The following is an 11,802-nucleotide window of genomic DNA, read 5'->3' as shown; positions in this document are numbered from 1 at the left end:
GTCGCACCGCCACTGCCGCATCACCCTCATCTTTGTCGTAACACATTGCTATTTGGGTTATAAAAACCTAATTAAGTTAGGTTAATATAACTTATTAAGCAACAACTGTTTGCACGCTCAGAGCTATTTTTTTACTAGCTTACATTCCATTATGAACGAATACAAACTTTGGCTTATGGTTTGGATGCTTCGCATTCTTCTTTTCATCAAACTCTGCATCGTTTTTGCGGTGTTCTTTATTGTCAGAAACTATAAACACATAAAGGAAAACGGTTTCAACGACATTCTCTTTTGTTGGCAAACTTGGTGGAAAGCTAGTGTGACCCTGTACAGAGAACTGATGCGCTAAACTTCGAGAAATTCTTAGCGAAAAAAAATTGCCAAATAAGAGAACTTTTATTCAGCATAACAATGAGCAAGTTTCCTATCGCCTCGCCTCAAAAGCGGGGCTTTTTTGTTATGCCTCCGATTTCTTCCATACCGCGCTTGTAGCGCGTTTTTTGGTGTTTTTGGGGCTGTTTATAAGCCTTTAGGCGAAAACGCCTTGTAGAGCGTTCCTGCCGCTAGTTTTGGCGACATGAACGAATCGTTCCGCGACTATAAGGACTTCGACCAGACGGTTTTCACCCGTACCCCCGAAGGGTATCTCACGGGCAAAATCCGCGTCACTGGTGCTGGCGTGTTCAGCTACAGAACCGCCGAAGGATTGAAGCGCAGGCTGCGCCCGGTCACGGAAGTTTCTGCTCAAGACAGCATTTCAACACTCAACTGCAAGCCCGTCACCCTGCTCCACCCGATGGAGGATGTTTCCCCGGAGAACGCGAAGAAGCTCCAGGTCGGATTCACCGCCAACGATGCGAGCTGGGACGGGCTGAACGCCTATGTCACAATGACAATCACGGATGCCGACGCCATCAGGGAAATGCTTGATGGCCATGTCCGCGCCGTTTCATGCGGCTACGATGCCGAACTCTACAAGGACAGTGGCAACTGGCAGGGCGTCGATTACGACGAGGTGATGAAGAATATCCGCTGCAACCATATCGCGCTTGTACGCGAGGGACGCGCTGGGGACGGTGTGCGTTTCAGAATCGGCGACAGCTCCGACTTCGACCGAATCTTTTGCGAAAACGATAACGCCCGCCAACGGGCAGGAGAAAACACCATGGGTAGAAAATTCATTATCGACGGTGCGGAATACGAGGCCGATGAAAAGGTCATCTACACGCTCCACGAGACTGAAAAGGCGCGTGACAGCGCAATCGAATCCAACAAGGCCCTCAAATCCCAGCTTGACGCCATGACCGCAGCTAGGGATGCAGCCATCACCGAGCGCGACCAGCTCAAGGCATCGCTCAAGGACGAAAAGGAAATCGCCCGTCTCGTTGACGAGAAGGTCGCCTTTATCGCCAAGGCGCAGAAGCTCGGCATCGACATTAAGGCCCAGGATTCCGTGGAAGCCATCAAGGGCGCCATCATCAAGAAAGCCTACCCCGAAATGGTGCTTGACGGAAAGAGCGCCGACTACCTCCAGGGCGCCTACGAAGCCGCCATGCAGAAACTGGGCGACTCCGCACAGAAAAGCTCCCCATTCGCTCCCAGCATGGAAAAGCTCAACGACGCTCTCGATACCGACGCGGCTTTCAACGCCATGAACGAGAAAATCAACTCCGCTTCCATCAAGAAGGAGGGCTAGCACATGGCATTTGAAACTACCCCGTTCGGGGCGATAGCAGCCCCCGGTCTTGCGTTCCCGTTCGTCACGCACTCCATCGAGACCGGCATCCTCCAAGAGGATAAGGACAGCGAGGGCGGATTTGCGCTCTGGGCAAAGACGGGAACAGCTGGCGAAGCTGGCAAGGTCTATGTCAACAAGCCCGAAAACGGCGTGTTCCTCGGCATAGCGCAGCGCACGATGTTCAATGACTCCTACAGGGCGGGAATGACCGTCAATGTGCTCAAGAAGGGGCGCGTCTGGGTTCGCGTCCTGGGTGAAGTCGTTTCGGGCGATGCAGCCTACGTCAACGACACGAACAACGCATTCACGGCCACTTCCACGGGCGGTACGCAAATCGTGGGCGGAACCTTCAAGAGCGACGCTGCCGACGGCGGACTCGCTGAACTGGAAATCGCATAAGGAGAACAGGCATGATTTTTCAAGACAGCGAACTGAACAAACTCTCCCGTCTGTTCAACCAGATTATAAACGAAACCTACGGGCTTGAACGCGAATCGCTCGACGCGCTTTCGTTCATCCCGCCCCAGGCTGGAATAGGACAGTGGCTCCGCACATGGACCTACAAGGTTCTTTCGGAAATGGGCATTGCCAAGCTCATTTCGGACTATGCGGAAGACTTGCCGCCCGTTTCCCGCGCACTGGAACTCAAGACCAACGAAATCCGCGAATACGGCGTTTCCTATGGCTACAGCGAATTTGAACTCATGCAGTGGCTCACCGCTGGCATCGACCTTTCCCGTGACGAGGCGGAAACGGCCCGTCGCAAGATTGACGAGAAGGTGGACGAGGTACTGTTTGTCGGCGACAAGGACGCGAACACCACGGGCTTCCTCAACAACGCCAACGTGCCGATGGTCGTCGTTCCTACAGGAGCTGGCGGCGGAACCGCCATTAGGGGCAAGACGCTGCTCGAAATCATAGCCACGTTCCAGGCAATGATTGACACCGTCCGCAACAACACCAGGCGCACAGTCAAGGCGGACACGGTTCTCCTGCCCCATGACGCTTTCGTCTATCTGTCCACCACGCCCAAGGACGAAACTGGCGGCGACCTCACCATCCTCGAATACCTCAAGAAGGTTTTCGCGAGCCAGGGACTCGTCAACTGGAAGGAGTGCGCCAAGCTGGACGACGCTGGCGAGGGCGGCACCACGCGAGCCGTTATCTACAAGTACAGTCCCAGCGTCCTTACGCGCTGCATCCCCATCCCGTTCAAGCAGGATGAACCGCAGAAGAAATCGCTGCACTACATGGTTCCCTGCTACGCGAGAATCGGCGGTGTCGCGTTCAAGAACATCAACGCCGTCGCATACGCCGACGGCCTGTAAGAATCCATCCGTCCCCAAACGGCTCCATCACCCCGCAACGCCCGTAGCTTTGCTGCGCGGGGCGGTGGAGCTTCCTTTTTCCGCACTTCCGAGGCTCTCACCATGCTCGTAATGAACAACCAGAAACGAACAGTCCACATCGGCTCTATCCTGCTTCTTCCCGGCTCCAACATAGTCGCGGACGGCAGCATCGACGAGACCCACCCTGTCATTAGGGCGCTGCGCGATTCCGGCAAGCTCGTTTTCGAGCATAAAGTCACGGCCAACGTCGCGGCGAACGCCATTTCCAGGGCAAGCACGCGACAGGTCGTTGACGACATTGAAAGGACGCAGAAGAAGCCCAACAGCTCCGTAAAGAAGGCTGCTGCCGCGAGACGGACTGAACTGGACGAGTTCGACGCCGAATGGGAAGAAGCGAAAAAGAAACAGCAGGAACAGCAAAAGGCGGCAACGGCCCTATGATTCCGCTTCCCATAGACGACCAGCAGAAAGCTGAACTGGTGGCGTACCTGCCACAGGAATACGCGCAGAGCCCACGCCTTGACGCATGGATTCTCGGCGCTTCGCATCACGTAGGCGCCTGCTACTTCAAGAAAGCCTACGTCTATGCGCTTTCGCTCATGGTTGCGCACATCGCGGCACTGGAGGCGCGTGGAAGCGACGGCGAGGCTGGAGCCATAACGAGCAAGCGCGAGGGCGACATTTCCGTTTCCTTCGGTTCCACGAAATCGGAGGGCGACGACGGCTGGCTTTCCTCTACCAGCTTCGGACAACAGTTCCTCCTTCTCAAGAAACAGTATTCGCCGCGTCCGCAAGTCACGGGCGGCGTTCCTCTACGGGGGTTCTGCGGTGGCCACCCTGTTCGCTAGGACATTCACCTATCACGAAATGTCCAAGCCCACGCTGGACAGCTTCGGGAACATGGTCGAAGGGACCTTCACGACGCGCACGGTGCGCGGCACGATACAGCCCGTCACGGGCGAAGAAGCGATTGCCTACCAGGAGGGCGGAAGGAATACGGGAGTCGTCAAAATCTACTCCAGCGAAAGGCTCGCGGCCAGGACGCAGGAAGGGACGGAAGCAATCGGCTACGTGAACCAAGGAGGCTTTTGGTATGAAATTACGGATGAACTTGTCTTTGGAAACCTTCCTAAGATTACTCATTGGAAGTATATCGCTTGCAAGGTTCCTGCGGCACAAGTCCCGAAAGGACTGCAATGACCGTTGACGAACTCAAGGGCGCAATCTGCAAGTACTTCAACGACAGCGCGGAATTTTCCGCGCCGTTTGTCAAGAGTCCGACGAACAGCCCCGCGCCCGTCGGCAAATACGTTTCCGTCGGCATTGACGGCGTCCGCCAATATGGCGAGAAGTTCACGCCCCCGCCCGGAAACCACCACTACCGTTTTTCACAGGTCGCGACAGTCCATTTCGTCGAGGTTGAAGGCGACGGGGACACGCTCAGGGCGATTCGCAACGAATTGCAGCTCCCCGCATTTATCGAATACGCCCGGAACAACGGCTTCACGGTCTGGGACTTCACCAATATCGAGAAAATCGACACCTACGACGGCGACTTCTACGTGCGCCAATGGCGCTTCACGGCAACGCTCAACTTCATCGACAAGACACCCTCCGGCATTGAACGGATTGAAACCGTCCACCCGCTGGAACTGCAACCCATCTAGGAGGCAAAATGGCCCAGATAATCGACTCAATCGTCAAGATAAGCATAAACGAGGCGATTTCAACCGTCTCGACGACAAGCGTGAACACGCTTGCGCTGGTAGGCCCCGCCTCCAGCGAGGCGGAAAACCCGCCCGACTTCCTCGAATGTTCATCCGCCGAGGATGCGGAAGTTTTCGGCACCGACTCCCTGCTCTACGGCATGGTCGAGAGCGCGTTCGCACAGGACGCCTGCCCCGCGAAAATCGTCGCCATCAACGCGGATTCCTTCTCCGACGCGCTCGACGCGGTAAAGGCTGCGGAAGCCGCCAAGCTCAACTTCTACCACATCGTCGCCAAGTTCGGTGACGGTTCAATCCCCGCAACATCCGCCTTCACGGGGAACGGCGGCTGGAACGGCTATCTCGGCGCGAACTTCAAGATTGTCCACCTGGAACTCAACGACACCTCCACGGATTTCGCCTCCATCAGGGCGCTCGCCCAGGCGCTTGTCGCGAGCACCAGCGACCGCGTGGCACTCTACCAGCACGCGGGAGCAGGGAACCTCGCTGCGGCTCTCGTCTCGAACCGCTGCGCACTGGACTCGGCGCGTGGCAGCTTCGCCCACAAGAAGGTCAAGGGCGTGGAATACGATTCCTATACCAAGTCCCAGTACGACGCGCTCGTTTCGGACTGCATCAACGTCTATACGGTCGCCGCTGGCGAGGCGCGTCTTTTCATGGGAGCGACTGCGGGAAAGACAGTCCTTCTCGACAGCACGGGAGAACAGTCCCCCGCGAGCTTCATCGACAACATCGCCAAGGACGACTGGATTCGCTTCAATGTCCAGACGAAAATCTACTCGCTGCTCGGCGAGGCGAACGACGGCTTCGGCGTCAACTATGACGACAGCGGCATCAACTCCGTCGCCGCCTCAATCCTCCAGGTATTCTCCAAGGCCGCAGATACCGACCACCAGTACATCATGGACGGCTACACGGTCAAGGTGCAGACCTACGACTACCTCAAGACAAACTACAGCGCGGACGTGCAGGCCCGAAACCTGCCGCTTGTCAAGGGTCGCTACTCGCGCATGAACTCCATCAACACCGTAAAGAACGTCGAACTGACGGTCACTCTCTAGGAGGCTAGAAAATGCTTGGAACATACGACCACACCATGGTCAACATTTCCGTCCAGGGCATCGCGCTCACGCACTTCAACGGCGATGTCGTCATTTCCAAGGAAGGCGACGACTGGGACGTTACCGAAGGCAGCAACGGCTGCGTTCAGCGTTCCAAGATGGTGCGCAAGCTCTACACGGTCACGCTCCCCTTCATGCAGACCAGCCCCCAGCTCTCCAAGCTGGAAGCGCTGCGCGTCGCCGACGAGACGACGAAAGTCGGGCCCTATCCCTTCGCCTGTACCGACCTCAACGGCGCATACGTGCTTCTCGGCCAGTGCTGGATTCAGTCCATGGGCGACGCCACCAAGGGACGCTCCGGCGGAACGCGAACCGTCACGCTCCGCGTCAAGGCGGAAGCCGCTTTTGAAGGAGCCTAAACGATGGAAGCGATAAACTTCAAGGTAGCCTCCGACGAATACCAGCTTCTTCCCCATACGGGCTTCGACGCCATAGACCTCGACCGTAAAGTTCTCGGGCTTATCGGCAAGATGGCTCGCCAGGGTCTCGACATAAACGACGACGTGGAGGCTTTCGCGCTTCTCGCCAATACGCTCTCCGAGCTTTCCACGCCCGATTTCAAGTGGCTGCTGGAAACGACGCTTTCCGCAGTCACCGTCGTCACCAAGGGGCAGAAGTTCGTCACGCTCGACAGCTTCGACGCAATCGCCGCGCATTTCGAACAGAAGCGTTCGCAGATGTACGCGGTCATGCTCCAGGTGTGGAAACTGGAAAAGCTAAGCCCTTTCGTGACGGCTCCGGCGACGGAGCAGAATGGAGCCTGAACAGCTCCAACCCAATCGTCAATGCGTTCAGCGACGCGGACGCGAAGGACATTAAGGCCCTCGGAAAGATAGGTACGCTCAAGGGAGGCGCCGCCGACTACGCGCTCGTCTGGCGAATCGTCAAGACGGCGCGTGTTCCGCTTTCCGACATAGAGAAAAACTGGACTTTCGAGCGCATGATGAGCTTTGCCGCCTACATCGACATGGAGAACGACTACAGGAGCGCATGGGGCCAGTACTACAAGCAGAAGGAAAAGAACAAGAATGAATGACGAGAACGAGTTCGTACAGAAAGTTCGGTTCGAGGTCGAGGACACGGAACTATCCGCGTCCCTTGACCGTTTCCAGGCTGCTCTCGGCAGGGCTGGCGAAACGGCGAACAGGGAAATAGACGAGAGCCTCACCAAAGCCGCATCCAGCGCCAACGAGGTCGCAAAAGAGACCGCCAACATCGGCAAGGAGGCTTCCAGCGCCGCCAAGGAAACGCAGAAGATTTCGAGCGCATCCAGGGAGGCCAAGAAGCAGACGGACGCACTTGACGGCGCCTTTTCCAAGCTCAAGGGCACAATTTCGGCAGCGGTCGCCGCCTACGCCGGGTTTCAGGGCCTTTCCAAGATGGTCGGGTTCGGCAAGCAGACAGTCGAGCTTTTCAAGGTGCAGGACAGGGCCGAGCGTGCGCTCAAGTTCCAGATGCAGCGCAACGGCACGGATGCGAGATTTGGCGAATTGCAGCGATTCGCTGCGAACCTGCAAAAGAACTCCATGTACGGCGACGAGGCGCTTCTCAATGCCGCTTCCGTATGGTCGAACAAGATTAAGGACGTGGACAATAACAAGCGCATGATGCAGCTTGTCGCTGACTACACGGCCAGAACGACCAACGGCGCGGAAGTGGGAGCAGACCAGCTCAAGAGCTACACAATGACGCTCATGTCCGCATTGAGTGGGCGCGGCACCATGACGCTCGAACAGCAGGGTTTCGACACCACCGCCATCAAGGAATTGCAGAAGTTCAAGCAGAAGGGCGGAACCGTCACCGAGACGATGCAGGTGGAGGCGCTGGAAAAGACACTCGCGAGCGTCAAGGGTTTCGCCAGGGAAATGGCGAACACCGACGCAGGAAAGATTGCACAGCTACAGAACGAAATCGGCGACGTGAAGGAGGAAATCGGGCGCGAGCTTCTGCCCGTGTTCGCGGAACTCGCCCGCGAGGTAAAGGCGAACATCCCTTCCATCAGGAAGCTGTTCGAGGGATTCGCGTCCGTGCTCAAGTCGCTTGTCAAGACCCTATCGGAGAACATAGGCACGATTTCGGCCTTTGCGGACGGGCTTGCGTCGCTTCTACAGCTGTTTTCCGTCGCGCCCATAAAGACTATGGCCTTTGCCGGTGCGCTAAAGTACGCCGTCCCGATGCTCGACGCAGCGACGAAAGGCTCGATGGCCTTCGGGGGCGCCCTTGGTGGTCTCGGAAAGAACTGGCAGAACCTTCTCAAGGCGGGACTGTTTACCGCCACCATCTGGGGACTGCAACAGATTTTCAAGCTGGGAAACGCCATAAAACAGGCGTGGAAGGAACATGAACGGCAGAACGCAATCGAGGGGGCCTCCGAGGTAAAGAAGCAGGTGGAAAGCGGCACCTACTTCGCCGACCTTCTGCGCACATACCGCCGCGACTTTCAGGCTCTCGGAACGCAGCCCGTCGAGATGGACGGATTGCAGAGAATGTCCGTCAACGAGAAGGGCGACTTCATCGACAGCGAGGGAAAGCCCATCGACTTCGCGACGCTCGGAATACCGCTTGCCGCACACGAGCTGCAACGCAAGTACAATGTCGCCCGGTATTACGACGAGAACAAGGATGCTGCGAAGAAGTACGCGCAGAAGCAGCTCAACGACGCCTACATGATGAAGGGCGCAGACCTTGGCGCCGACGGCTACGGAAACGGCACGGCTCCCGAAGTGAACTTCACTCCCGTCGATATGGAAGCGGAGATACAGAAAGCAATGCAGGCCGCTGCAAAGAGCGCCAAGGGCGACACCAACATCACCAACATCGACTACACGAACAACATCACCACGGATTCCGACATGATGGCCAAGCTCATAAAGGAGAACCTGAGAACGCTTCTCCAGTCCCAGCTGACCTTCAAGACACGCGCCGAGGGCGTAAAGGCCCTTGCGCTATGATTGGAATACTCAACATCGCCCAACAGGCGTATTCACGCTACAGCCACCCGCCACGCGCCATTCCCGCCTCGCTGTTCATGCGCAACGAGGAATTTGGCCTTGCCACGAAGGACGGGGACGGCAACTACATCTATACGAACATCCCCTTCGACCTGCTCATCGACGAAAGCCACGAACTGGATTTCGACATTACAGACCATGCCGTGGAAAACGGGTCCACCATCAGCGACCATGTACAGCAGCGGCTCCGCACGGTCAAGATTACGGGAATGTTCACGAACCACCCGCTGAATGCATCCGCCGGATTCGTTGACGACAACGGAGAACTTACGGGCAAGTCGTGGCGAGAAAACCGCGTTGAAATCGACAACGCCCCCGCCATCACGAACACGGCGCTTTCCAGGTGGGAGGTGCTGACGAAATGCGCCAAGAGCCGCAAGAAGGTTCGCGTCATTACCAGCCTGGAAGTCTATGAGGAAATGGTCATTGAGAACCTCAAGGCGGACAGGGGCGCAGAGGACGGCGAGGCAATCAAGTTCTCCATGACCTTGCGCGAGATACGCACAGCCACCTTCGCGAGCGACAACATCACGGGCGAATGGGACGCGCCGCAGCCGCCACAACAGAATACAGCCGCAGAGCAGGCCATGTCAAGGAAGGCGAACGCTGGCAACGTGTCGGGCGACGCGAGCGAGACTGCACAGGAAGCGGCGGCGAAGATGGACGAATCGCTCGGGAGGGACTACCAGTGATTAAGATTCCCGTGAATACGAACAACTGTTCATATCTTGTTGAAAAGGTGAATATCGAAGGGACGATGCTCAATATCCGTCTCTTGTGGAACTGGCGAGACGGCTTCTGGTACGGCGACTTCGAGACGGTCAACGGCAAGCGTTGCGGCATCAGGCTCGTTCCCAATTCGCGACTGCTGCGTTCCCACAACAACGTACTCGAAAACGGCGAGCTTGCAATCTTCAAGCGCGAAAAGACCTGCGCGGAGCCGCTGAACCACGACAACCTGGGGAAAGCGTATATACTCCATTACCTGACGAAGGACGACGTAAACGTATTCATAGAGGCGGGGATGCTCTGATGGCTTTCGGACGCGTTATCCACCTGTATGTCGGCAAGTTCGCCGTCGGAAATCTGACCTCGCAAAACTCGAAGGACTTTTCCCAGTTCGACATAGAGTTCGAGGTGACGCGCTCAATCGAGTGGTACGACAACGAGGCGACCATCACCATCTACAACCCCTCCCCGGAAGCGATAAACTTCATCATGAGCGAGGGAAACAGCGTACTGCTCCAGGCTGGCTACGAGGATGAAACCGTCGGCAACATATTCGTCGGGCAAATCGGCATGGCCGTCCCCAGGCGCGTCGGCAGCGACGTGGAACTTGTCATTACCTGCGTCTCGGCGCGTGGGACATTCTACCAGCTTGCAAGGCTGAATTGTGCAATCCAGTTCGACAGCTCCGCCACCGTCAAGAAATGCTTGCAGGAGCTTTGCGACTATGCGGGAACGGCATTACGCGCGGGAAACCAGAAGGAGCTTTCCCAGCCCATCGGGACGGAGTTCTGCATTTCCGGCACGTTCAAGCAGGCGGTCTGTTCTTTCCGCGACAACATACTTATTCCCAAGTTCGGGCTGCACCTCTATTTCGACAATAACGAAATGATTGTGGTGAACAGCGACGAAAAGAGCATCGAGGTGGAGGAAATCACGCTGGACTTCAAAAGCGGATTGCTCCAGGCAAAAGAAATACGCGACGAGAGCCTGAACAAGGTCAACTTCGCGGACGACCCGTCCTATTATCTTTTCTCGCAGAACGAGGCGGACGAACCCAGCCAACAGAAGAAGCCAAGCAAGGAAATAGACCGCACGCGCAAAATCCATTTTACTGCGCTTATATCGCCCAAGTATGCGCCGAACGTATTCGTGCGCATGGACTCAAGCAAGGGCGACTCCTACGACAGCGTAGGTTCGATGGCGATAAAGGGCGACTTCATCATCACGGAATGTACTTTCAGAGGCTCAAACATGGGCAGCGACTTCACCGTCGAATGTGACGCAAGGGAGGTGAACTGGTAATGGCCAACAGCATCGCGAAACTGCTGGACAGTTTCTTCGACAACAAGATGGAAGATTTCGAGACGGCCTTTCCCGCCGCCATCGAGAGCGTCAACGACGACGGGACAGTCAATGTACGTCCCAGCGTGAGGAACTGCCTGCGAAATATGCAAATGGAGCCGAACATGAAGGACGGAAAGCTCATGGTAATCAAGAATGTTCCCGTGCTATGGGCTGGAACAAAGACCGTCCACATTGAATATGAACTCGACCAGGGCGACACCGTTCTCTGCATCAGCTCAAGCAGGGACATTCGCAACTGGAAAAAGGAGAAATGGGACGAAGCCGCTTACGACCCCGTGAGCTTTTCGGGAAACGACCTGCTCAACCTTCTCGCGATTCCGTTCAGGCGCGTCCAGGAAAGTGCGGCAACAGTCATAAGCATAGACCGCGAAGGAAATGTGACAGTCAAGGCGAGCGAAGTGACTCTGGACGCCGAGAATGTCAAGATTACGGGCAAGCTGGACGTGGACGGGGACATTTCAAGCGCGGGAAACATCGCAAGCGATGGGGAAATCGAAGCCAGCGGCAAGGTCAAAGGTTCGGATTTTGCCACACCTACACTTTCGTTCCTGGGCCATACGCACCTTACCGCAGGAACAGGCTCACCCACGCCGCCGAGCGTTTATACGCCTCCAAGCCCATAGTTTTGTATCAAAAATTTTACACTTATTTTGGCCGAAAATTAACTTTTTGAAGCTCTATTAGATATTGCATACCATATTGAGCCAAACATAGACCCAAGCAGAAAACCAGTTCTTCATATACACCGATTTAAACCTAATT

The 11,802-nt window shown here is 56.1% G+C and carries 17 protein-coding genes; all 17 read left to right on the top strand.

Features of this window, described 5'->3' with window-relative positions; translation table 11 throughout:
• Positions 1-151: 151 nt before the first annotated feature.
• The 17 genes from BUQ91_RS00330 to BUQ91_RS00250 all read left to right on the top strand — a co-directional run bounded on the left by BUQ91_RS00330 (position 152) and on the right by BUQ91_RS00250 (position 11,663).
• On the top strand, positions 152-349 hold the full coding sequence (locus BUQ91_RS00330; protein ID WP_074207723.1) for a hypothetical protein: 198 nt from the start codon (positions 152-154) through the stop codon (positions 347-349).
• A 228-nt stretch (positions 350-577) separates the two neighbouring features.
• On the top strand, positions 578-1,696 hold the full coding sequence (locus tag BUQ91_RS00325) for a DUF2213 domain-containing protein (protein ID WP_074207722.1): 1,119 nt from the start codon (positions 578-580) through the stop codon (positions 1,694-1,696).
• 3 nt (positions 1,697-1,699) lie between these two features.
• Positions 1,700-2,137 carry a structural cement protein Gp24 gene (locus tag BUQ91_RS00320; RefSeq protein WP_074207721.1) on the top strand — a complete coding sequence of 146 codons (438 nt, stop codon included), beginning with the start codon at positions 1,700-1,702 and terminating at the stop codon, positions 2,135-2,137.
• An 11-nt stretch (positions 2,138-2,148) separates the two neighbouring features.
• Complete coding sequence (locus BUQ91_RS00315) at positions 2,149-3,066, top strand: major capsid family protein (protein WP_074207720.1); 918 nt, start codon at positions 2,149-2,151, stop codon at positions 3,064-3,066.
• 102 nt (positions 3,067-3,168) lie between these two features.
• On the top strand, positions 3,169-3,528 hold the full coding sequence (locus BUQ91_RS00310) for a hypothetical protein (protein ID WP_074207719.1): 360 nt from the start codon (positions 3,169-3,171) through the stop codon (positions 3,526-3,528).
• Positions 3,525-3,935: a DUF4054 domain-containing protein gene (locus BUQ91_RS00305; RefSeq protein WP_074207718.1), complete on the top strand. Its 411-nt coding sequence runs from the start codon at positions 3,525-3,527 to the stop codon at positions 3,933-3,935. The genes BUQ91_RS00310 and BUQ91_RS00305 overlap by 4 nt, the downstream gene beginning before the upstream one ends.
• Complete coding sequence (locus BUQ91_RS00300; RefSeq protein WP_139299656.1) at positions 3,916-4,287, top strand: hypothetical protein; 372 nt, start codon at positions 3,916-3,918, stop codon at positions 4,285-4,287. The genes BUQ91_RS00305 and BUQ91_RS00300 overlap by 20 nt, the downstream gene beginning before the upstream one ends.
• Complete coding sequence (locus tag BUQ91_RS00295) at positions 4,284-4,754, top strand: phage neck terminator protein (RefSeq protein ID WP_074207716.1); 471 nt, start codon at positions 4,284-4,286, stop codon at positions 4,752-4,754. The genes BUQ91_RS00300 and BUQ91_RS00295 overlap by 4 nt, the downstream gene beginning before the upstream one ends.
• 8 nt (positions 4,755-4,762) lie before the next feature.
• Positions 4,763-5,875: a DUF3383 family protein gene (locus BUQ91_RS00290; RefSeq protein ID WP_074207715.1), complete on the top strand. Its 1,113-nt coding sequence runs from the start codon at positions 4,763-4,765 to the stop codon at positions 5,873-5,875.
• Between the two features lie 11 nt (positions 5,876-5,886).
• Positions 5,887-6,294 (top strand): hypothetical protein, encoded by a 408-nt coding sequence (locus tag BUQ91_RS00285; protein ID WP_074207714.1) that lies wholly within the window; start codon positions 5,887-5,889, stop codon positions 6,292-6,294.
• Positions 6,295-6,297: 3 nt separating this feature from the next.
• Positions 6,298-6,699: a phage tail assembly chaperone gene (locus tag BUQ91_RS00280; protein WP_074207713.1), complete on the top strand. Its 402-nt coding sequence runs from the start codon at positions 6,298-6,300 to the stop codon at positions 6,697-6,699.
• Positions 6,636-6,971 carry a hypothetical protein gene (locus BUQ91_RS00275; RefSeq protein WP_074207712.1) on the top strand — a complete coding sequence of 112 codons (336 nt, stop codon included), beginning with the start codon at positions 6,636-6,638 and terminating at the stop codon, positions 6,969-6,971. Before BUQ91_RS00280 ends, BUQ91_RS00275 begins: the two co-directional genes overlap by 64 nt.
• Positions 6,964-8,886: a hypothetical protein gene (locus BUQ91_RS00270; protein WP_074207711.1), complete on the top strand. Its 1,923-nt coding sequence runs from the start codon at positions 6,964-6,966 to the stop codon at positions 8,884-8,886. Before BUQ91_RS00275 ends, BUQ91_RS00270 begins: the two co-directional genes overlap by 8 nt.
• Positions 8,883-9,638: a phage baseplate protein gene (locus BUQ91_RS00265; RefSeq protein ID WP_074207710.1), complete on the top strand. Its 756-nt coding sequence runs from the start codon at positions 8,883-8,885 to the stop codon at positions 9,636-9,638. The genes BUQ91_RS00270 and BUQ91_RS00265 overlap by 4 nt, the downstream gene beginning before the upstream one ends.
• Entirely contained in the window at positions 9,635-9,979 is a 345-nt protein-coding gene (locus BUQ91_RS00260; RefSeq protein WP_074207709.1) for a phage baseplate plug family protein, read from the top strand. The genes BUQ91_RS00265 and BUQ91_RS00260 overlap by 4 nt, the downstream gene beginning before the upstream one ends.
• Entirely contained in the window at positions 9,979-10,977 is a 999-nt protein-coding gene (locus tag BUQ91_RS00255; RefSeq protein ID WP_074207708.1) for a hypothetical protein, read from the top strand. Before BUQ91_RS00260 ends, BUQ91_RS00255 begins: the two co-directional genes overlap by 1 nt.
• Complete coding sequence (locus BUQ91_RS00250; RefSeq protein WP_074207707.1) at positions 10,977-11,663, top strand: Gp138 family membrane-puncturing spike protein; 687 nt, start codon at positions 10,977-10,979, stop codon at positions 11,661-11,663. Before BUQ91_RS00255 ends, BUQ91_RS00250 begins: the two co-directional genes overlap by 1 nt.
• Positions 11,664-11,802 lie beyond the last annotated feature (139 nt).

The sequence above is a fragment of the Fibrobacter sp. UWB11 genome (assembly GCF_900143015.1).
GTDB lineage: Bacteria > Fibrobacterota > Fibrobacteria > Fibrobacterales > Fibrobacteraceae > Fibrobacter.
The sequence above is the reverse complement of the archived record's forward strand: the minus strand, read 5'-3'. Positions and strand labels throughout refer to the sequence as shown.

What these genes read in the sequence shown, in the direction of transcription:
- BUQ91_RS00310 (WP_074207719.1), top strand. Translation starts at nt 3,169, where the DNA reads ATGCTCGTAATGAACAACCAGAAACGAACAGTCCACATCGGCTCTATC.
- BUQ91_RS00295 (WP_074207716.1), top strand. Translation starts at nt 4,284, where the DNA reads ATGACCGTTGACGAACTCAAGGGCGCAATCTGCAAGTACTTCAACGAC.
- BUQ91_RS00265 (WP_074207710.1), top strand. Translation starts at nt 8,883, where the DNA reads ATGATTGGAATACTCAACATCGCCCAACAGGCGTATTCACGCTACAGC.
- BUQ91_RS00330 (WP_074207723.1), top strand. Translation starts at nt 152, where the DNA reads ATGAACGAATACAAACTTTGGCTTATGGTTTGGATGCTTCGCATTCTT.
- BUQ91_RS00285 (WP_074207714.1), top strand. Translation starts at nt 5,887, where the DNA reads ATGCTTGGAACATACGACCACACCATGGTCAACATTTCCGTCCAGGGC.
- BUQ91_RS00250 (WP_074207707.1), top strand. Translation starts at nt 10,977, where the DNA reads ATGGCCAACAGCATCGCGAAACTGCTGGACAGTTTCTTCGACAACAAG.
- BUQ91_RS00290 (WP_074207715.1), top strand. Translation starts at nt 4,763, where the DNA reads ATGGCCCAGATAATCGACTCAATCGTCAAGATAAGCATAAACGAGGCG.
- BUQ91_RS00325 (WP_074207722.1), top strand. Translation starts at nt 578, where the DNA reads ATGAACGAATCGTTCCGCGACTATAAGGACTTCGACCAGACGGTTTTC.
- BUQ91_RS00315 (WP_074207720.1), top strand. Translation starts at nt 2,149, where the DNA reads ATGATTTTTCAAGACAGCGAACTGAACAAACTCTCCCGTCTGTTCAAC.
- BUQ91_RS00280 (WP_074207713.1), top strand. Translation starts at nt 6,298, where the DNA reads ATGGAAGCGATAAACTTCAAGGTAGCCTCCGACGAATACCAGCTTCTT.
- BUQ91_RS00320 (WP_074207721.1), top strand. Translation starts at nt 1,700, where the DNA reads ATGGCATTTGAAACTACCCCGTTCGGGGCGATAGCAGCCCCCGGTCTT.
- BUQ91_RS00270 (WP_074207711.1), top strand. Translation starts at nt 6,964, where the DNA reads ATGAATGACGAGAACGAGTTCGTACAGAAAGTTCGGTTCGAGGTCGAG.
- BUQ91_RS00255 (WP_074207708.1), top strand. Translation starts at nt 9,979, where the DNA reads ATGGCTTTCGGACGCGTTATCCACCTGTATGTCGGCAAGTTCGCCGTC.
- BUQ91_RS00305 (WP_074207718.1), top strand. Translation starts at nt 3,525, where the DNA reads ATGATTCCGCTTCCCATAGACGACCAGCAGAAAGCTGAACTGGTGGCG.